General features: G+C 54.4%; 14 protein-coding genes. 10 read left to right on the top strand and 4 right to left on the bottom strand.

Translation table 11 applies throughout. The annotated features are described in order from the left end of the window. Positions 1 to 209 precede the first annotated feature (209 nt). The 3 genes from yegD to HFD87_RS11330 form a co-directional block, all read right to left on the bottom strand. The gene (gene yegD / locus HFD87_RS11340) at positions 210 to 1562 is read right to left on the bottom strand and encodes a molecular chaperone (protein WP_010248167.1); all 1353 of its coding nucleotides are present in this window, start codon (positions 1560 to 1562) and stop codon (positions 210 to 212) included. A 75-nt stretch (positions 1563 to 1637) separates the two neighbouring features. Further along, positions 1638 to 4973, bottom strand: a complete 3336-nt coding sequence (locus HFD87_RS11335; RefSeq protein ID WP_167423439.1) for a diguanylate cyclase — start codon at positions 4971 to 4973, stop codon at positions 1638 to 1640. A 163-nt stretch (positions 4974 to 5136) separates the two neighbouring features. Further along, complete coding sequence (locus HFD87_RS11330) at positions 5137 to 5751, bottom strand: phosphatase PAP2 family protein (protein WP_010248160.1); 615 nt, start codon at positions 5749 to 5751, stop codon at positions 5137 to 5139. 283 nt (positions 5752 to 6034) lie between these two features. Between HFD87_RS11330 and udk the strand changes: the two genes are divergently transcribed. The 3 genes from udk (at position 6035) to asmA (ending at position 9175) form a co-directional block, all read left to right on the top strand. Continuing rightward, positions 6035 to 6676: a uridine kinase gene (udk, locus tag HFD87_RS11325; protein WP_010670982.1), complete on the top strand. Its 642-nt coding sequence runs from the start codon at positions 6035 to 6037 to the stop codon at positions 6674 to 6676. Between the two features lie 81 nt (positions 6677 to 6757). Next, positions 6758 to 7339, top strand: coding sequence for a dCTP deaminase (dcd, locus tag HFD87_RS11320; RefSeq protein ID WP_004571280.1), 582 nt, complete (start codon positions 6758 to 6760; stop codon positions 7337 to 7339). A 12-nt stretch (positions 7340 to 7351) separates the two neighbouring features. Beyond that, positions 7352 to 9175 carry an outer membrane assembly protein AsmA gene (gene asmA, locus HFD87_RS11315; protein WP_167423438.1) on the top strand — a complete coding sequence of 608 codons (1824 nt, stop codon included), beginning with the start codon at positions 7352 to 7354 and terminating at the stop codon, positions 9173 to 9175. Positions 9176 to 9205: 30 nt separating this feature from the next. Here asmA and HFD87_RS11310 read toward each other — a convergent pair whose 3' ends face one another. Further along, positions 9206 to 10777, bottom strand: coding sequence for a TerC family protein (locus HFD87_RS11310; protein ID WP_010670979.1), 1572 nt, complete (start codon positions 10775 to 10777; stop codon positions 9206 to 9208). A 795-nt stretch (positions 10778 to 11572) separates the two neighbouring features. On the opposite strand from HFD87_RS11310, the gene wbaP reads away from it, so the two are divergent. The 7 genes from wbaP (at position 11573) to HFD87_RS11275 (ending at position 20344) form a co-directional block, all read left to right on the top strand. Then, positions 11573 to 13006, top strand: coding sequence for an undecaprenyl-phosphate galactose phosphotransferase WbaP (wbaP, locus tag HFD87_RS11305; RefSeq protein ID WP_010248148.1), 1434 nt, complete (start codon positions 11573 to 11575; stop codon positions 13004 to 13006). Between the two features lie 287 nt (positions 13007 to 13293). Then, positions 13294 to 14433 (top strand): polysaccharide export protein, encoded by a 1140-nt coding sequence (locus HFD87_RS11300; protein WP_010248145.1) that lies wholly within the window; start codon positions 13294 to 13296, stop codon positions 14431 to 14433. 9 nt (positions 14434 to 14442) lie between these two features. Then, positions 14443 to 14877, top strand: a complete 435-nt coding sequence (locus tag HFD87_RS11295) for a protein tyrosine phosphatase (protein WP_167423437.1) — start codon at positions 14443 to 14445, stop codon at positions 14875 to 14877. Between the two features lie 12 nt (positions 14878 to 14889). After that, a complete protein-coding gene (gene wzc, locus HFD87_RS11290; RefSeq protein ID WP_010248139.1) occupies positions 14890 to 17067 on the top strand; it encodes a tyrosine-protein kinase Wzc in 2178 nt (725 codons plus the stop codon). A 277-nt stretch (positions 17068 to 17344) separates the two neighbouring features. Continuing rightward, entirely contained in the window at positions 17345 to 18481 is a 1137-nt protein-coding gene (locus HFD87_RS11285; protein WP_010248137.1) for an EpsG family protein, read from the top strand. Between the two features lie 128 nt (positions 18482 to 18609). Beyond that, a complete protein-coding gene (locus HFD87_RS11280; RefSeq protein WP_010248134.1) occupies positions 18610 to 19527 on the top strand; it encodes a glycosyltransferase family 2 protein in 918 nt (305 codons plus the stop codon). Positions 19528 to 19591: 64 nt separating this feature from the next. Further along, positions 19592 to 20344: a glycosyltransferase family 2 protein gene (locus HFD87_RS11275; RefSeq protein WP_010670978.1), complete on the top strand. Its 753-nt coding sequence runs from the start codon at positions 19592 to 19594 to the stop codon at positions 20342 to 20344. Positions 20345 to 20384: the final 40 nt, after the last annotated feature.

The raw sequence follows: 20384 nt of genomic DNA, 5'->3' as shown, positions 1-20384 counted from the left end.
CCGGCGTGGACTTCTGGCCCACCGTCACGCCTCAGCGCTGCGGATAGCCCTTTCAGCAGCAGAGGCGCTCAGGCCTCTACTCTCGTGCCCTTTCTGACAACATGCACTCAAGCTTCAGAGCAGGCCCGGCACCAGACTGCGTTATCACCTGTCGCTTAACTGACTGGCATTACACCCTCAGGGGCCGTCTTTGTTATTACAGTGCAAGCCTAGCGGAACATCACTTCCGCCCAGCGGGCCAGCCCAGCGGTGACGGAGGCGAAATCATCGCCACCCGCAATCGGTGTATCCGGCAGCGTCTGCTGCAACGCCGCGCGCAGCAACGGCGAACGCGCACTGCCGCCGGTCAGGTAAATCACATCAGGCTTAATCTGGCTGGTGGCTAATGCCAGCTGCACCTGTTCCAGAATTTTCTCCAGCGGCTGACTGATGGCGTCCTGCAGCTGATCCACGCCAATCTCTGTCTCTAATGCGGCGGCAATAAAGTCCAGGGAAGCGGTATGCGCCGGGCTGGCTGACAGCGCAATCTTGCTCTCTTCCGCTGCGCGCACCAGGCGATAACTGAGCTTCTGCTGCCACACTTTCAGCAGGCGAGCCACTACGTCACCCTGTTCCGCATCCCGCACTAAATCCCGCAGCCACTTTCCGCAGGCGGGACTGTAAAAGTCACTTTGTGCCGGAACATCATTGATGGCGATCGCATTCCACCACGGCAGCGCAGGCAGGGCGGTGCCTTTCTGGGTGTTACCGCCCAGACCGAGTAGCGGCATCAGGGTCTTAAACGTCAGCATGATGTCCAGGTCGTTACCGCCGACGCGGCAACCGCTGTGGCCCAGCAGGCTTTCACGGCGGTCAGCTTTATCACGCCACTTCGGCCCCATCAGCAACATTGAGCAGTCGGTAGTACCACCGCCAATATCCACCACCAGTACCCGCGTCTCCTGCTGCAGCGTGGCTTCGAAATCGAGTCCGGCCGCCACCGGTTCGAACTGAAACTCTACGTCGCGGAAACCGGCGCGGTGAGCGGCGCGCAGCAGAATACCTTCAGCCTGCTGGTTAGACTCTTCACTGCCTAAACCCTGGAAGTTGACCGGTCGGCCGATTACCGCCTGATCGATAGCCTGATCAAGCTGGCTTTCACCCTGCTTGCGGATGTGCAGCATCATTGCGCAGACCAGATCTTCAAACAGGGCAATCTGCTGTGGCTTCAGGCCAGTAGCACCGAGGAACGATTTGGGGGATTTAACGAACCAGACATCTTCGGGATCGACCATATAGTGTTGCAGCGCGGTGAGGCCAAACTGCACGCTATTGGGCTGGACATCGATATCTTCTTCGCGGTTATATCGCAGCGCGCGCTGCAGCAGCGCCGTGGTTTCGCTGTCAGGTGTCGCGACCTGATGATGACGATAGAGCCATTCGCTGATCGACTCGCGGGTCGGCGCACAGATCATCGACGGCAGCAGGCGCTGATCATTTTCCAGCGTTAACAGACGTGGCGTGCCATTTTCGCTGACTGCAATAGAGCAGTTAGCCGTGCCGTAATCGAATCCTATGAACATTTTCGCCCCCATGCCGGAAAAAAGGGGGCGACTTTAGCGCAGCTTCAGCAGGGTGGCAAGCGGGCAGCGCCGGAATTAACGAATAGCGAAGATGTGATCTTCAGCCAGTGAACGCAACGGCTGGCGCTCCGCCACGGCACTGCCCCAGACGCCATTAACATCAAGGTTAGCCAGGGTGCTGAGCAGGGCCGGTACCGAAACCGGACCGGCCAGCACCGAGATATTGCGCTGTGTTGCCTGGCCCTGAATGATGGTCAGCAGCATCTCATCCATCAGATTATTGTGAACGTTGGCAACCAGTTCAGGTGCCAGCACCAGATAATCGACCACCTCGTCACTCAGCAGATTGAAAGCATCCAGATTACGGCCAAAATGCTGCAATACGATGCGGCAGCCGCACTGCCGCAGTTGCAGCAGCGCGGCATAGAGCTGATCGCCCTGGCTCAGCACGCTGGCGGCAGGGAAAGCAAAACCACAGCCGCTGCTGGAGAGTCCGGCGGCGACAAAGCGCTGACAGAGTTGCTGCACAAAGGCGGCATCACTCAGCACCTGGGCATTAAGCGGCAGAATCACCGGAATGCCTTTGTTATTGAGCCGCTGCACGTCGTGGCGGAAAAAAGCCTCAACAATATTGTTATCCAGCCGGCGACGCAGCGTTTCATCAGGCAGGTTATTGCGTAACAGTGTCTCATCCAGCAGCAATCCGTCAGCGGTTAACAGCTGTACCTCAAGCAGCCAGATAAAGGCTGCCTGCGGCGTTTTTGGCGGGGCAACGGCCCAGGCGGGCAGTTCGATCTGCAGCGCATCAATCATCGCCGCATCCATGCCCTGATGGTTGCCCGACAGCGGTAAGCGATGCTGTTCGTAGACCACCAGCCGTCCGCGCCCGCTGCGTTTGGCGTTGTAACAGGCGATGTCCGCCTGCGAAAGCACGTCGCTGCTCTGACAGTTTTCTGCTGAAATCTGCGTCACGCCCGCGCTGGCACCGACCTGATAGAGGCGTCCCAGCCACTGGAACCGGTAATCATTTACCGCGGCGACAATGCGCTGCACCACATCATGAGCCTGTCCGATATCGCAATCGGGCATCAGTAGTGCAAACTCATCACCGCCCAGTCGCGCAAGGAAATCGCTGCTGCGCAGAGGGTGCTGCATCAGATCGGAGAGTTCGCGCAGTAACGCATCGCCTGCAGCATGCCCGGCGCTGTCATTGACCGCTTTAAACTTATCAAGGTCGATAAACACCAGCACATGCTGATGCTGATGTTCAGCGGCATCAAACAGCAGACGCTTAAGCTGAAGTTCGAAGCTGGCGCGGTTAGGCAGACGGGTCAGGGTGTCATGCAGCGCGCTGTAGCTCAGGCGCTTCATCAGTTTGCGTGACTCACTCACATCCTGAATGACCATCACCGCCCCCTGTTCCAGACCCGCTTCCGAACGCAGCGGCGTGATGCTGTAGTGAATATCGATATGACCGCCGTCCGGGGTATGCAGCACCAGATCTTCAGCGAGACCGGGGGTGACTTTTTCCGGCGGCAGCTGGCATAACAGCAAACTCTCTACCTCAGGGCCGTTACGTCCCTGCGTGATATGCAGCAGCTCACTCAGCGGCTGACCGGCGGCCTGCTCCTGCGACCAGCCACTCATTTTCTCCGCCACCGGATTCATAAAGGCAACGCGCATCTCTTTATCGGTGCTGATGACCGCTTCGCCGATGGAATCCAGGGTGATCGCCATGCGCTCTTTCTCCTGAAACAGCGCCTCATTAAGATTGCGTAGCGGCGTGATGTCCTGACAGATGCCCAGCATGCGCTCAATGCGCCCCTCTTTGCTTAGCAGCCGGTTGGCCTGAGTGCGCACCCAGCGATGTCCCTGGTCATCGACCACGCGGTACTCCATGTGAAACGCGCTGCGAAGCTCAATCGCCTGTTGCACCGTCAGTGCGGCATACTCGCGATCGGCGGGATGCAGCAGATGGATCCAGAGGTCATAGCTGGGTGACTCATGCGGGGCAAGACCAAACAGCGCGTACATGCGCTTGTCCCATAACATCTCGCCGGTCAGCAGGTTCCACTCCCATACGCCAATGCCACCCGCTTCGTTGGCCAGCGTAATACGCTCCATCAGCCGGCGATTCACCTGCTCGCTCTGCTTCAGCTCAGAGATATCGATAATCTGCGCAATAAAGTAGAGCGGTTCCTGGTTACCATCGCGCACCAGCGATACCGTCAGCCGCGCCCAGACAATCTCGCCATCTTTGCGGAAATAGCGCTTCTCAAAGGTGTAGGTATCAATCTCACCCGCCAGCAGTCGGTTCGCATGTTGCAAATCGAGGCTGAGATCGTCGGGATGGGTGATCTGCTGAAAAGTCAGCCGCTTCAGCTCCTCAGCCGGGTAGCCCAGGATCTGGCACAGCGAGCGGTTGACCTGCAACCAGATGCCGTGGGGCGCCACCAGCGCCATCCCAATGGCGGAATACTCCATGGCGTGACGGAAGCGGGTTTCACTGTCAGTGATATGGAGCTTTTCGCGCCGGAACGCATCCATCACCAGCGACATAATGTGACTGGGGATTAGCACCAGCAGGAACGGCAGCCAGCTGGAGACCGGGCCCAGCGCGCTGTTGTTGTTCACCACGGTGACCAGATCAAAGGCGAGCAGTATCGAGATAAAACTGGCGTTCAGGAAGAACAGCACGAACGCCTGCAGCTTGGGCAGGCGGACCGCGCACCAGAAGAGGATCACCACGATAAAGGTAAAGGGCCACGGCAAAAAGCGCAGCGCCAGATAACTGGCCCCGAGGGTGAGAAGAAGCGTCAGCAGAGCTTCGGCCAGGCGCAGATTGCTGAACCCCGTGCGACGCAGCGGCCACGGCAGAAGTAACAGCATCGGGCCTAACACCAGCATGCCGATGATTTCGGAGATCACCCAGGTATAAAAGAAGGGAAACGAGGCGTGGCCGCTGACCTGTAGCGTCCAGAGTGCCAGCAGGCCGCCGAGCACCGGCGTCACGATGCCCACCGACAGTACCATCCGTGCCCAGTCATGCAGTGAATCCAGCGGCGCGCGCCGATCCAGCAGGGCGCGCAGCAGCATGCCACCCACACCGGCCTGGATAAGATTGAGCAGGGCGAATTTAATGTTCGAGAGGGCAGGCCCGATGATGATGGCGTTAGCCCCGGCGGTGCCAAGCACGCAGGCTGTCAGCAGCAGCGGGAGCTGGCGTGACGGGCAGCGGAAAACCACGACGGTCATTAACGTAGTCGGAAACCAGAGCGGGGAGATTTTGCCGCTGACGACGATCAGTTCCAGACAGAAGAGTGTCAGGACAAACACCACGCAGCCAAGGAGCAGCGCCGAGAGCCAGCGGTTTGGCGTGCTATTTTGCGGGGACAGGATCTCTATCGTCATGCGGACTTCCGGCAGGGTGCAGCGCTCCACAATGGCGTATCAGGCACCAGTCATTCTCTCACTGCATGCTAGCACATCCGGCAAAGAAAAAAGGGGTGAAATCAATATTGCCCGTTATTCGGCGAATTGACGGGCACGCTAAGATTGATTGCCAGCACGTTGATTACTGGCGGAAAAGATCGGCGCGGGTATAGGGTTTCTCCATGCCCGCAAGGCTGGCGGCGAAACGCTCCAGGAACTGCTGCGTGGTGGCGACACGACCGTGACTCATCAATACAAACGGCACTAACAGCGCAGCACCGACCTGCGGCCAGCTGAAGCCTTTGAGCGAGGTGCGACGCTGGGATATCAGAAACGCCGTGCTCAGCGTGAAGCCCAGCAGCAGCCCGGTGACCACCTCACTTTTTGAGTGTGCGTGGATGACCAGGCGGGAGAAACCGACCATCAGGGGAATCAGATAGCCAACCCCAATCGCCGCAATGCGCCACATCGCGGACCAGCGCCCGGAAATCAGCCATAGCATGACCGGCCACAGCGTGGCGGACATGGCGCTGTGGCCGCTGAAACCGGTAAAATTAAAGCGGGCGCTGCCGATGCCAAACCCCAGAAACAGAATTTTAGAGATGCTGACGGTCAGGCCAGCCAGGCCGAATGCCACAATCCAGTAAAAGACCGTATGACGATTATCACTCTTCCACGGCAAAATCAGCGCAATAATCACGGCTGTTGGAATCAACAGCATGCTGTCGCCAAAATAGGTCAAAGTCTTCCAGTGCATACCACTCCTGATGCATCTTCGGTCGTCACGTTAGCGACACGCGTTGTCTGAACAGCGCGCCGCGCAGGCCATTTTTTTTATAGTATGGTGTGCCGTTAGTTTATCGGTGAAATGAGTGGCGTCCAAAGGAGAAAGTCTGAAAAGTCGCCGACGCCATTTCTCTGGCATCAAAAGGCCGAAATCCCTATACTTAGCGCGAACACACCCTCTCCATTTCGGCCCGTCCGCTGCCCGCGTAATGTGTGACCAGTGGCAGGCTCCAGTTATCAGGTCTTAAAAAAGTATGACTGACAAGTCTCATCAGTGCGTGATTGTAGGCATTGCCGGCGCTTCCGCATCCGGTAAAAGTTTAATTGCCAGCACGCTCTATCGTGAAATCCGTGATCAGGTAGGTGGCGAGCACATCGGGGTCATCCCGGAAGATGCTTATTACAAAGATCAAAGTCACCTCACCATGGAAGAGAGGGTTAAAACCAATTATGACCATCCGAGCGCGATGGATCATGATTTGCTGTTGCAGCATCTGCAGGCGGTCAAAGCCGGTCAGGATATTGAGCTGCCGGTCTACAGCTACGTTGAGCACACCCGCACCCAGCAAACGCATCATCTGAGCGCAAAAAAGGTCATCATCCTTGAAGGCATTCTGCTGTTAACCGATGCCCGTCTGCGCCAGGAACTCAACTTCTCTATCTTCGTGGACACGCCGCTCGACATCTGTCTGATGCGTCGTATGAAACGTGACGTCAATGAGCGTGGCCGCTCAATGGATTCGGTAATGAGTCAGTATCAGAAGACCGTGCGTCCGATGTTCCTGCAGTTTATCGAGCCATCAAAACAGTACGCCGATATCATTGTGCCGCGCGGCGGAAAAAACCGTATCGCCATCGATATCCTCAAGGCGAAAATCAACCAGTTTTTTGAATAACGCACGTCCGTCCGGACGTGGTGCAGACCGGCGGCAGGCACGCATGCCGGTTTGCTACACTTATGCCATGGAGTTACCGCAATGAGATTATGCGATCGCGATATTGAAGCCTGGCTGGACAATGGCAAACTGGCCATTGAGCCACGCCCGCCGGTCGAGCGCATTAACGGAGCCACCGTCGATGTGCGTCTGGGTAATCAGTTCCGCACCTTCAGCGGTCATACCGCGGCCTTTATCGATCTGAGCGGCCCGAAACAGGAAGTGAGCGCGGCACTGGATCGGGTCATGAGCGATGAGATCGTATTGCCTGATGGCGAAGCCTTTTTCCTTCATCCGGGAGAGCTGGCGCTGGCGGTGACGCTGGAGTCCGTGACGCTGCCTGACGATCTGGTCGGCTGGCTGGATGGCCGTTCATCGCTGGCGCGACTTGGGTTAATGGTACACGTTACGGCTCACCGCATTGATCCTGGCTGGCAGGGCCGTATCGTGCTGGAGTTCTACAATTCAGGTAAACTGCCGCTGGCTCTGCGTCCCGGCATGTTGATCGGCGCGCTGAGTTTTGAACCGCTTTCAGGCCCGGCTGCGCGTCCCTACAACCGGCGTGAAGATGCGAAATATCGCGGTCAGCAGGGCGCTGATGCCAGCCGTATCGACAAAGACTGATCTGAGGATGTAATGAAAAGAGTGATAACCACGCTGGCCATCCTGTTAGTGGTGGTCGTAACGGGAATGAGCGCGCTGGTGCTGCTGGTCAATCCCAACGACTTTCGTGCCTATATGGTGCAGCAGGTCGAACAACGCAGTGGTTATCGCCTTGAGGTCAGCAGCGATCTGCGCTGGCACGTCTGGCCTCAGCTCAGCATCCTTGCCGGCCGGATGAGCCTTACCGCGCCGGGCGCCAGCCAGCCGATGGTCTCGGCGGAAAACATGCGGCTGGATGTTGATCTCTGGCCACTGTTATCCCATCAGCTCAGCGTCAGCCAGGTGATGCTGAAAAATGCGATAGTGCGGGTGACGCCAGATAGCCGCGCGCAGCGTGCCAGAAATGCGCCCCAGGGTCCGCGTGATGCGGAGCCGGCTTCGCCTTCCAGCGGCTGGTCATTTGATATCGCTAAACTGCGGGTAGCAGACAGTCTGTTGATCTGGCAGCAGCCAGGCGGCGACGAATATAATTTCCGCGACCTCAACATTAATATGGAACAGGACGCGAACAAGCTGGCGACCCTGTCGCTGAGCACTACGCTGATGCGCAACCAGCGCAACGCCACACTGAATCTCAAAGGCCAGCTGGATGCCGCGCAATATCCCCATCGCCTCAGCGGCCAGTTGCAGCAGCTTGATTACACGTTGTCCGGCGCCGATATTCCGGCACAGGGGATCAAAGGCTCGCTGAGCCTGCAGGGCGAGTGGGATGGTGACCGCCAGCAGCTCTCCTTCAGTAATCTGCAGCTCACCGCCAATGACAGCACCCTGACCGGGCAGGGCAGTGGCCATATTGCGCCACCGCAGCAGCTGGCGCTGGATCTGAAAGCCAGCAACCTTAACGTCGATAATTTACTCACCAGTGCGTCCGTCTCTGACGTACCTGGCGTGCAGCACGCCACCGTGGCCCGTTCGCCGGTGATTGCTGCGCCGCGGGAACGCAGCAACGCCGACTCTCCGCTGAATGACCTGGATCTGGCGCTGAAGTTACAGGCTGACAATGCGGTATGGCGCGGACTCTCTCTGACCAGTCTTTCGGTGAACGCCAGCAATCAGCAGGGAGTGATGACGCTGAAGACGCTCAGCGGCAAGCTGGGCAATGGCAGCTTCTCCATTCCCGGCAGTATCGATATCCGTCAGCCAGAGACGCGGGTCAGCCTTAAACCACAACTCCGGTTAATTGCGATTCAGCCGCTGCTTAAAGCGTTTGAACTGCCGGAAAGCGTGCAGGGGAACCTGAGTCTGGATGGCGATTTGTCGGGCGATACGCTGACGGTCGAAGCAGCCAAACGTCGCTGGCAGGGCAGGGCGACCATTAGCGCCAGCAACCTGAAACTGGCACAGCTGAATCTGCAGCAGATGGTGCAGCGTGCCGTGGCGCGAGTCAGCGATAAGGTCAGCAGCGATCAGGCGGTGGATGAGGGGATTGAGTCGATTAGCGCACAGGTGGCGCTGAATAAGGGCGTAATCAGCTTCAGCGATATCAATGGCAACGGCCAGAATCTGGGCTTGCAGGGCGCGGGCAAAGTCGACATGGTGCAGCAACAGCTGGATATGACCCTGGGGCTGAAAATCAGCGGCTGGCGTGGCGATGATGCGCTGGTGAAGGCGCTATCCAGTCAGCCGGTTCCGCTGCGCATGTATGGTCGCTGGGACAGCCTGCAATACTCTCTGCCGGTGGATGACGTTCTGCGTAACCGGCTGCAGAGTGAGGCGAAATCACGGCTGAATCAGTGGATCGATCGCCAGAAAGAGGGCGAGAACAAAGAGAACCTGAAGAAAATCATGCGCCCGTAACGGGCGCATTTCCTTCAGCCAGCTAATTGCTCAGACCTCGTAACTGATATCGGGCTGCAGCAGGATCTCGACTTTCTGCACCCGATGATTTTCGACCTGCAGCGTTCGCAGCAGATAGTCACCCAGTTGCAACACTTCGCCTTCCTGAGGGATGTGTTGCAGCTTATCCATCAGTAATCCCGCCAGCGTATGATAGTCACCCTGCTCATCGAGCGGCAATTTCACATAGAGCGCCAGATCTTCCAGCGGCATATGACCGTTAGCAATCCAGTGACCTTCATCCTGAATCTGAATATCGTAGCGAGCATCGATTTCACCCGCCTCATTCGGCAGATTGCCGGCGATGGTCTCCATTACATCGCTCAGCGTCACCACGCCTTCAACCGAACCAAACTCATCAACCACAAAGGCAAAGTGAGTATGGGCCTGACGAAACTGTTCCAGCGCCTGCAGCACCGTCAGCCGCTCAGGAAAGACCAGCGGCTGTCGAATCAGGGCGCGTAAATCGAGGGAATTGTGGTGCAGTGACTGGTGCAGCAGATCGATAACGTGAACCACGCCCAGCGGTTCGCTGGAGTGATCTGTGATCAGTATTCGCGTGTGCTGATTGCGGTCGAGGCGCGACATAATCTCTGCCGGATCATCACTGAGATCGATATGTTCGACGTCGTGGCGCGAGGTCATGATGCTGTTAATGTGGCGCTGACCCATGCCCAGTACGCGGGCAATCATCACCCGTTCCTGCCGGTTAAACAGCATGCTGTCATCGCTGTCAGCAATCAGTGACGAAGTTTTCGCATCCAGCTCCGCCGGTTCTGCCGCGCCGCGCAGCAGCCGTAACACCGCTTCCGCCGTGCGCTGGCGTAGCGGACGACCGGCCGACAGCACCCGACGACGATTAAAGTGCGCCAGCTGGTTCAGTGCCTCAATGACCACCGAGAAGCCGATTGCCGCATAGAGGTAGCCTTTGGGGATCACAAAGCCAAAGCCTTCCGCCACCAGGCTGAAGCCGATCATCAGCAGAAAGCTTAAGCAGAGGATCACAATCGTTGGATGGTTGTTCACGAAGCGGGTTAACGGCTTGCTGGCGAGCAGCATCAGCAGAATGGCGATGGTGACCGCAATCATCATGACCGGTAAGTCATTAACCATGCCGACGGCAGTAATCACCGCATCCAGCGAGAAGATGGCATCCAGCACCACGATTTGCGCCACCACCGGCCAGAATTTAGCGCCGCCTTTTTGTTGACCGGACGCCTCATCACCCCCTTCAAGACGCTCATTCAACTCTGTGGTGGCTTTAAATAGCAGGAAAATCCCGCCTGTCAGCAGCAGTAAATCGCGCGCACTGAAGGGGTGGCCCATAAGCGTAATCCAGGGTTCTTTCAGCGTAACCAGCCAGGAAAGCGATGCCAGCAGCAATAATCGGCACAATAACGCCAGCAGCAGTCCAATCACGCGCGCGCGGTCGCGAAGCGGTCCTGGAAGCTTCTCAACCAGGATGGCGATGAAGATCAGATTGTCGATGCCTAAAACCAGTTCCAGAACGATTAGCGTTACTAATCCCGCCCATAGCGAGGGATCTGCAATTACCTCCAGCATGCGTTGTTCACCTGAATGTCTTAAATTGAGTTTTCTCTGATGATAGTGGAGTGCGAAGCCACGTACAAATGGCAGGGCAGGGGGCATGTTCTCAGATAACCGCGCTATATCGTGCAAAATATGAACATAATAGTGTGACGCTTTGATTAACTTCACAGGGCGCAGTAGAGATAATTCTTAGTCATTGGCTTACAGGAAAGAGATATTCACCTGTCGGGCTTATGCGATTTATCTCATCGGGAGTATGGCATTAATCCGAATTGTGAAGAAAGGATTGCACTGCCCGTCAGGCCTCAATACTAATTGCTGGTAGTCTTTTTCCTAAAATAGTCCAGGGATGGCGGGACCTGCTTGTAAACAAGCCAGTAATAACTAGTATAGCAACAAGTTAGCAAACTCTGCCCCAGAGTCGTAATCTGCGTACCTATTCGACATTAATCGCAATGTCACGAATGAGTAATTCGCCTGTGAACGTCTGTATGATGCGTTGCGGTAACGCTAACACATTACGGGGAGCATTATGAATGATGACAGCGATATTGGCAGCGACAGCCAAGGGCGGTAGCGTGCCCGAATCGCGTTTTTGTTGATAAAGTGAGCAGCGCTGGCGGTGGTTAAGTCAGAGTAATCTGTTGGTATTCATCACGATATTATTGGTTTCATGGTTAAGATCATTGGCGTAAACGCCGCAGGAGCTCCCCTTAGAAACGGCTCACTCTGGAGAGGTTTCGTCGCTTAATGATTAAACAGGCGATAGCCGTTGCGGGTTTAAGGAAATAAAATAAAGAGTTAAATATGCGCGATACAGAATTTACGTTTAAAAGTCTTATTACCAAATTAATGCTGGCATGTTCAGACTTAATTTGTTTCAACGCAGCGTTCTTTTTGGCGATGATGCTAATTAATTTGCAGTCAGATTCGCCGCTGGCAGATATTTCTGAAAAAGAAATGAATTTAAAAATTGCCACACACATTTGTCTGTCGGTAATTTGTATTGGCTGGTTCTGGGTAAGGCTGCGTCACTACACTTACCGCAAACCTTTCTGGTTCGAATTAAAAGAAGTTTTTCGTACCATTCTTATATTTTCTGTTATCGACCTGTCGATTACCGCCCTGTCGCAGTGGCAGATGTCGCGTTTCGTCTGGTTACTGACCTGGATCCTGGCGCTGATTTTAATTCCGACCTGCCGCGCGCTTTCTAAACGTCTGCTGAATAAAAATGGCTTGTGGAAAAAACAGACCATTATTATCGGCAGCAGCAAAAATGCGCATGAAGCCTGGCAGGCACTGCAAAGCGAAGAGGTCATGGGTTTTGACGTTATCGCCTTCTATGACGTTGATGGAACCTGTCCGCAGGAGATCATGAACGGCGTGCCGGTGCTGCGCGACGAGCAGGAGCTCTGGAGCCTCACCAACAGCGAAACGCAGTTTATCGTTGCGGTTGAGTATGAGCAGAGTCAGTACCGTGATGTCTGGCTTAAATCGCTGGCGATGCACAACTGCCGTTCAGTGTCAGTGATCCCAACCCTGCGTGGTGTACCGCTCTACGGTACCGACATGGCCTATATCTTCAGCCATGAAGTGATGATCCTGCGGGTTCAGAACAACCTGGCTAAACGCACGTCGCGCTTCCTGAAGCGGGCATTCGATATCGTGGGTGCGCTCTCGATTATCCTGATGCTGATGCCAGCGCTGCTGGTACTGGGCTTCCTGGTGGGTCGTGACGGTGGACCACCGATTTATGGTCACGAGCGTGTGGGAATGAATGGCCGTAAATTCAAATGCCTGAAATTCCGCTCGATGGTCATTAATTCAAAAGAAGTGCTGGAAGAGGTGCTGCGCACTGATCCGATTGCCCGTGCGGAATGGGATAAAGATTTCAAACTCAAAAATGATCCACGTATTACTAAAGTGGGCCACTTCATCCGTAAAACAAGCCTCGATGAGCTCCCTCAGCTCTGGAACGTGGTGCGCGGTGATATGAGTCTGGTCGGACCGCGTCCGGTCATTGAAGATGAACTCTGTCGTTATGCCGGTGATGTTGATTATTACCTGATGGCAAAGCCAGGCATGACGGGATTGTGGCAGGTCAGCGGTCGTAATGATGTTGACTATGAAACCCGCGTCTATTTCGACTCGTGGTACGTGAAAAACTGGTCACTGTGGAACGACATCGCGATTCTGTTTAAAACAGTGGGCGTGGTGTTGAAACGCGATGGTGCCTATTAATCGTGAGTCGGAATGAGCGCGTTAATGCGCGCTCAGAGGTGTTTTGCCGTTGTCAGGCGTGTCGTTGATAGTGGCCATCATCAGGGATATCGCTGTGCATCCATAGTCCGCTATGATGCGTGGCGTTCAGGGTACACCCTGGTAGATGGCCGCTACTTATAACAAGTGGAGCAAGGATAATGAACGACAGGTTCAGTGCTTAAGTCAGGTAGGATTTACTTTTTGTTGGACGCTTACACAGCGGCGGTTTCGCCTCTATCAATAAATAACTGATAGCGAAGATCTAAATGATTACAATCAAAATGAAATTGATACCCTTGCTGGTATCCGCCACATTCCTTAGCGGGTGTACGATCGAACCAGGTTCTCACCTTTCTACATCAGGAAAAGATGTTGTTGAACAGCAGGATAGCAACTTTGACATCGATAAATATGTCAACGTCTTCCCGTTAACGCCTTCACTGGTTGAAAGGATGCGTCCGAAGCCACTGGTGGCTCAGACGAATCCTGCCCTGCAGAACGAAATTCAGAACTACGAATACCGTATCGGTGTGGGCGATGTCCTGACCGTAACGGTCTGGGATCACCCGGAACTGACCACCCCAGCGGGTCAGTACCGTAGCGCCAGCGACACCGGTAACTGGGTACATTCTGACGGCACCATTTTCTATCCCTACATCGGTCGTGTGCGTGTAGCGGGCCGTACCGTCGGCGAAGTACGTGACGAAGTGTCACGTCGTCTGGCTCAGTACATTGAAAGCCCACAGGTTGATGTCAGCATCGCCTCGTTCAAATCACAGAAAACCTATGTGACGGGTTCAGTGACCACTTCTGGTCAGCAGCCCATCACCAACGTTCCGTTGACGGTGCTGGATGCGATCAACGCCGCTGGCGGCCTGGCCGCTGATGCTGACTGGCGCAACGTGGTGCTGACGCACAACGGTCGTGAACAGCGTATCTCTCTGCAGGCATTGATGCAGAATGGTGACCTGAGCCAGAACCACCTCCTCTATCCAGGCGATATTCTTTACGTTCCGCGTAACGATGATCTGAAAATCTTCGTGATGGGTGAAGTGAAGCAGCAGACCACCCTGAAAATGGACCGTAGCGGCATGACGCTGGCGGAAGCACTGGGCAATGCGGCCGGGATGGATCAAACCACCTCTGACGCCACCGGTGTATTCGTTATCCGTCCACTGCACGGCACCGATCGCAACAAGATTGCCAACATCTATCAGTTGAACACCAAAGATGCGGCATCCATGGTGATGGGAACCGATTTCCAGCTCCAGCCTTACGACATCGTTTATGTCACCTCTACGCCGCTGACGCGCTGGAACCGTGTGATTGGGCAGTTGATACCGACCATCGCAGGTATCAACGATGCAACACAGGCCGCATCGCGAATCCGTACCTGGGGTAATTAAGGTCCCGTCATGATTAAGTCCGTGTTAGTCGTTTGCGTTGGCAACATCTGCCGCTCTCCTACCGGAGAGCGCCTGTTTAAACATGCGCTGCCTGATTTAGACGTTCGCTCTGCCGGCCTGGGGGCGCTTGTCGGCCACCCGGCCGACAAGACGGCGTCTGAAGTCGCTGCTGCGCAGGGTCTGTCGCTGGAAGGACATGAGGCGCAACAGTTGACGGCAGAGATGTGCCGCAACGTTGACCTGATTCTGGTGATGGAAAAGCGACATATTGAACAGGTGAATCGCATCGACCCGGCCGCGCGTGGCAAAACCATGCTGCTTGGGCACTGGCTCAATCAGAAAGAAATTGCGGATCCGTACAGAAAAAGCCGTGAGGCCTTTGAAGAGATTTACGGATTACTGGAAAACGCTACCCAGAAGTGGGTGAACGTATTAAGCCGATAGTTGGGATTATCCATGAATATAAAAAATAAGGTCAGAACCGCGCCGGGAGAGGATTCGAATGGATGGGATCTGGCGCATCTTGTGGGACAGCTAATTGATCATCGCTGGATCATTGTTGCCGTTACCGCTTTTTTCATGCTGGCGGGAACACTCTACACACTGTTTGCAACACCCATTTATAGCGCAGATGCGTTAGTTCAGGTTGAGCAGAAGAATGCCAGCACCGTTCTGAACGAAATTGATAGCATTCTGCCACCGACACCAGCCTCTGATACGGAAATCGAGATTCTGGAATCCCGTATGGTCATCGGCAAAACCGTTGACGATCTGGGTCTGGATACCGTCGTTGAGCAGAACTATTTCCCGGTTATCGGTAAAGGTCTGTCGCGCCTGATGGGCAACAAACCCGCCAGTATCGCGATTTCGCGCCTGGAAATCCCACGCACTATCGACAAACGTAACGTTGAACTGGAAGTGACCGGTCCGGATAGCTACACCGTCTCAAAAGATGGCGATGAGCTGTTCAAAGGTAAAGTCGGCCAGCTGGAGTCGCACGGCGACATCAGCATGCTGGTCAGCGAGATCCACGCTGATGAAGGCACCAGCTTCACCGTGACCAAGCTGAATAACCTGCAGGCGATCCGTTCAGTGCTCTCTAACCTGACCGTGGCAGACAAAGGTAAAGATACCGGTGTGCTGGGTCTGGAGTATCTGGGTGAAGATCCAGAGCAGATCAGCAAAGTGCTGAACCAGATTGTGAATAACTATCTGTTACAGAACGTTGAGCGCAAGTCAGCGCAGGCAGAGAAAAGCCTGGAGTTCTTACGCACTCAGCTGCCTGCCGTGCGCAGCAAGCTGGATGAAGCGGAAGACAAGCTGAACACCTTCCGTCGTCAGAACGAATCTGTTGACCTGTCACTGGAAGCGAAATCCGCTCTGGACTCCTCTGTCAGCGTGCAGAGTCAGCTGAACGAACTGACCTTCCGTGAAGCCGAAGTCTCTCAGCTGTTTACCAAAGATCACCCGACGTATCGCGCGCTGCTTGAAAAACGCAAAACGCTGGAAGGTGAGCAGGCTCAGCTGAATAAGAAAATTGCTGGCATGCCACAGACTCAGCAGGAAATCCTGCGTCTGACCCGTGACGTTCAGTCTGGTCAGGAGATCTACATGCAGCTGCTGAACCGTCAGCAGGAGCTGGGTATCAGTAAAGCGAGCACCGTGGGTGATGTCCGCATCATCGATGGCGCGCAGACCGCTAACTCGCCTGTTGCACCGAAGAAGCTGCTGATCATCGCCGCGAGCCTGATTTTCGGTCTGTTCGTGTCAGTGGGTCTGGTTCTGCTGAAAGCGCTGCTGCATCACGGCATCGAGAACCCGGATCAGCTGGAAGAGCTGGGCATGAATGTCTATGCCAGCGTTCCACTGTCAGACTGGCAGCGTAAGAAGGATACCGAAGCCCTGGCGCGTCGTGGCAGCAAGGTGAAAACCGATCCGCACGAAACGCTGCTGGCGCTGGGTAACCCGACTGACCTCTCCATTGAAGCGATTCGTAGCCTGCGTACCAGCCTGCACTTCGCGATGATGGAAGCGAAAAACAATATCCTGATGATCACCGGTGCCAGCCCGGGTATTGGTAAAACCTTTATCTGTGCCAACCTGGCGACCCTGGTCGCGAAAGCGGGTCAGCGTGTTCTGTTTATCGATGGCGACATGCGTCGTGGTTATACCCACGAACTGCTGGGCGCAGATAACAAATCAGGTCTGTCCAACGTGCTGTCCGGTAAAACTGAGTTCAGCCCGGCGCTGATTCAGCAGGGCGTGTACGGTTTCGACTTCCTGCCACGTGGTCAGGTTCCGCCGAACCCGTCTGAGCTGCTGATGCATCGTCGCATGGGTGAGCTGCTGGAGTGGGCGAGCAAGAACTACGACCTGGTGTTAATCGATACGCCGCCAATCCTGGCCGTCACCGATGCCTCTATCATCGGTAAGCTGGCCGGCACCTCACTGATGGTGGCGCGTTTCGAAGCCAACACCACCAAAGAAGTGGACGTCAGCTTCAAACGCTTTGCCCAGAACGGTATTGAGATTAAAGGTGTGATCCTCAACGCCGTGGTGCGTAAAGCCGCTAATGCGTATGGCTATGGGTATGACTACTACGCCTATGACTACGGCAAGACGAACAAAAGCTGATCATTGAGCAATAAAACAGGGGGCGGTCTGACCGCCCCTTTTTATCGTCCCTTTGAATGACGACACGCATCAATTTACACAGGTTATTCTGTCCAAACCCACAAAAGCGATACATCTATAAATCGCATGGCGAGCGTCACTCAACAGAATTCATCACCAGCAGGCATCGCCCGCACGCAATTTGTGACCGTGCAATCAGACTCGCTGTAAAGCCAGTCGGTAAGGCGAAGCGTGATTATTGCTGGCATGAGAACTTGTGGAATTAAGGAATCACACCATGGCTCCATATTGGTATGTATCAGGCTTTTTACTGCTGCTTTCGCTGTTTGAAATAGCGCTAAAAAAAGACGAACGCACAAATTATATTCTGACCTGGCTACTCTGTTTTGCCGCCGTGACTTTGATTATTTTCGGGGGAATACGCGGTCTTGGTACCGGCATGGATGACTTTCAGTACCGGAGCTTCTTCGAAGACTTTGTAAGACGTATTGAGATTAATGGCTTCTTTAATACCGTTGCGTTTTTCCGTTACGAACCGCTGATTTTTGCGATGGCCTGGCTCACCAGCCTGTTTTCGCACAATGCCAGCATCTTCCTGTTTGTCTTCTGCGCCATTGCCGTTTCCATCAATACCTGGTTTTTCAGGAAGATGTCTCCGTATCCGGTGCTGGCGCTGGTGCTCTATTCGGCGCACATCTTTATCAACAAAGACATTAACCAGATTCGCTTTGGCCTGAGTTCTGCGCTGTTCCTTGGCGTTCTCTGGTCGATCTATCTCAAGCGCTACTGGTGGGCATTTGCCTTCTTTATTCTGTCGTTCACGAGCCATAACACCGGTGTCATGGTGGTGACGCTTGTGCCGTTCCTGTTTATCCGGGACTGGCGCTGGTGGCCGGTCATTATCATCGTTGCCAGTCTGCCGCTATCGGTTGTGGGTGGCTCGGGCTTTATTGCCCTGATTGCCGGTCATCTGGGATCGCTGGGAGAGAGGGCATCGGGCTATAACAATGACCCCTCCTATGCAATGGGTGGCAGCATCCTGGCCGTATCGAACCTGAAAAACATCATGCTGGTGTTCGTCTTCTTCTATTTCATGCTGACCGATAAGCTGAAGCGCGAGAATTACGCCCAGTATCGCCTTAACTATCTGCTGATTTTAAGTTTTGCCATCGGCGGGGCGATCAGGATCTTCCTGTACAACTTCCCGTCAGGTTCGCGCCTGTCCAACTATCTGCAGCAGGTTGAGCCGATCATCCTGACCTCGCTGATTTATCAGGCAAGGCGATCCTGGAAGCCAGCGCTGTATGCCATGCTGGTGTTCTTCCTGCTCTATTACCTCTACTACAACACCATTTCAACCAAACAGGCCGTTACCGGTTATGAAGTGGCGCGGGAGTTTTGGCTGATCCACTAATCAATCTGACGACCGCCTCTGGGTGACGAGTTTCACCCAGGGGCGGTCGTCGGTCAGAACACAGGTTTTTCATCGACCGTTGTCGAATGAACTGTTTATTTTTGAACTACTTTAATGAGGTGCTGGCAATGAAGGACATTCGTTTCTCCATCGTAATTCCGGCTTATAACGCGTCAGAATCGATTGTCACGACGCTGGATTGCGTTAAAGCACAAACGTATCGCAATTTCGAAGTCATCATCGTTGATGATAAATCTGCGGATGCCGCCGCGCTGGCGGATGTGGTGCGCAGCGAACGCTACCGGGATCTCGATATCAATCTGGTGCTCTCCGAGGTCAAACTCAACGGCGCTGGTGCGCGTAACAAAGGCATTGAGCTGGCGACCGGTGACTACGTCAGCTTCCTTGACGCCGATGATGAGTGGGCCGCGGACAAACTGCAGCAGGTGAGCGAAAAAATTGCTCAGCTGGACGCGCAGGGCAAAAAGAATTTCGTCATTTTCAGCCAGGTGAATATCTATCAGGATGGCACGTTCCTGAAAGTGATGCCGATGCAGCCGCCAGGCAAAAATGAAACGGTCGCGGAGTATCTGTTCGGCTGCTACGGCTTTATCCAGACCAGCACCATTGTGCTGAAGCGGGAAGACGCGGCAAAAATTCAGTTCGATACCCGCTACATCCGTCATCAGGATTATGATTTCTGCATTCGTGCCGACCGCATGGGCTATGACTTTGTGATGATCGCCGCACCGCTGGCGAACTACCATCTGGTCACTAAGTTTGGCTCGAAACACAAAGGCGAATCGGTGAACTACTCGATGTTCTGGCTCGATAGCATGAAGCCGCATCTGACCCCGCGTGACATCCACACCTACAAAGCTTTTAAGCTGCCGCTGCGCTACAAGATGGATGGTAAGTCGCTGATGGCAAGCCTGAGCTTTGCGCGCTACTTCTTCCTCACCAACAAAGACAACCGTGCTTATTTTATGAACCGGGTAAAAGACAAGGTCAAAGCACGTTTCGGCGGTGAGAAAGCGATCTCCTGACGCGCGCCTCGCTCTGCTCCTGATGCCAGGAGCGACTCTTTTTACGATTAATTCAGGGTTGAAGATGAATACTTCTGTTGGAACCGTTGGCATTGTCATGCCTATGTATAATGCACGTCAGACGGTGTTACGCGCGGTGCAATCGGTTATCAATCAGCACTATACCGACTGGCATCTCTATCTGGTCAACGATAAATCGACCGATGACTCGCTGGAATTTGTGCGTGAGCATTGTCAGGATCCGCGCATTACCATTCTGGATAACGCGGTCAACATGGGCGCAGCAGAGACCCGAAACGTCGGGCTGCGCGCGGCCACTGAAGAGATTATCGCCTTTCTCGACAGCGACGATGAGTGGCATGCGGATAAACTGACCCAGCAGGTCGCTGCCATCGCGGCCGGTGATGATTTTGTGATTACCGAATATCACTATAAAACCCGCAAGGCTGAGCACGACATTACCTACGGCAAACCTTATCTGCAGCAGGAAAACTTTGTGAAGAAGCAGTATCGCGTCTGCTTCTCCTCCGTCTGTTTCCGCCGTCCGCCGCAGGGGCTTTTCTTCCAGCGCAAAGGCCACGAAGATTTCCTGTTTTTGTATGAATTATTCACCCGCTATAAGCAGGCGCGCGTAATTCAGACGATTCTGGTCAACTATTACGAATTAGGCGATTCCCTTTCCCGTAATAAGAACAAAGCGGCCCAGTGGCACCTTGAATTATTAAGAATTATCTATAAAAACAATCCTTTAAAAATCTATTACTATTACGCCTGGTATATGGTGAATGGTGTGCTGTTTACCCTTAAGCATCGTTAAGCCTGTCGGCAGGATTGTCTTTAAAATTTGAGGTGGATAG

The sequence above is a fragment of the Pantoea sp. EKM21T genome, from assembly GCF_011800405.1.
In the GTDB taxonomy this organism is placed as follows: Bacteria; Pseudomonadota; Gammaproteobacteria; order Enterobacterales; family Enterobacteriaceae; genus Pantoea; species Pantoea agglomerans.
Note: the sequence above shows the minus strand (reverse complement) of the source record. Positions and strands in the feature narration are given on the sequence as shown.

Excerpts from the sequence above, each read along its gene's own strand:
- yegD (WP_010248167.1), bottom strand. The coding sequence starts at position 1,562 with ATGTTCATAGGATTCGATTACGGCACGGCTAACTGCTCTATTGCAGTC.
- HFD87_RS11335 (WP_167423439.1), bottom strand. The coding sequence starts at position 4,973 with ATGACGATAGAGATCCTGTCCCCGCAAAATAGCACGCCAAACCGCTGG.
- HFD87_RS11330 (WP_010248160.1), bottom strand. The coding sequence starts at position 5,751 with ATGCACTGGAAGACTTTGACCTATTTTGGCGACAGCATGCTGTTGATT.
- udk (WP_010670982.1), top strand. The coding sequence starts at position 6,035 with ATGACTGACAAGTCTCATCAGTGCGTGATTGTAGGCATTGCCGGCGCT.
- dcd (WP_004571280.1), top strand. The coding sequence starts at position 6,758 with ATGAGATTATGCGATCGCGATATTGAAGCCTGGCTGGACAATGGCAAA.
- asmA (WP_167423438.1), top strand. The coding sequence starts at position 7,352 with ATGAAAAGAGTGATAACCACGCTGGCCATCCTGTTAGTGGTGGTCGTA.
- HFD87_RS11310 (WP_010670979.1), bottom strand. The coding sequence starts at position 10,777 with ATGCTGGAGGTAATTGCAGATCCCTCGCTATGGGCGGGATTAGTAACG.
- wbaP (WP_010248148.1), top strand. The coding sequence starts at position 11,573 with ATGCGCGATACAGAATTTACGTTTAAAAGTCTTATTACCAAATTAATG.
- HFD87_RS11300 (WP_010248145.1), top strand. The coding sequence starts at position 13,294 with ATGATTACAATCAAAATGAAATTGATACCCTTGCTGGTATCCGCCACA.
- HFD87_RS11295 (WP_167423437.1), top strand. The coding sequence starts at position 14,443 with ATGATTAAGTCCGTGTTAGTCGTTTGCGTTGGCAACATCTGCCGCTCT.
- wzc (WP_010248139.1), top strand. The coding sequence starts at position 14,890 with ATGAATATAAAAAATAAGGTCAGAACCGCGCCGGGAGAGGATTCGAAT.
- HFD87_RS11285 (WP_010248137.1), top strand. The coding sequence starts at position 17,345 with ATGGCTCCATATTGGTATGTATCAGGCTTTTTACTGCTGCTTTCGCTG.
- HFD87_RS11280 (WP_010248134.1), top strand. The coding sequence starts at position 18,610 with ATGAAGGACATTCGTTTCTCCATCGTAATTCCGGCTTATAACGCGTCA.
- HFD87_RS11275 (WP_010670978.1), top strand. The coding sequence starts at position 19,592 with ATGAATACTTCTGTTGGAACCGTTGGCATTGTCATGCCTATGTATAAT.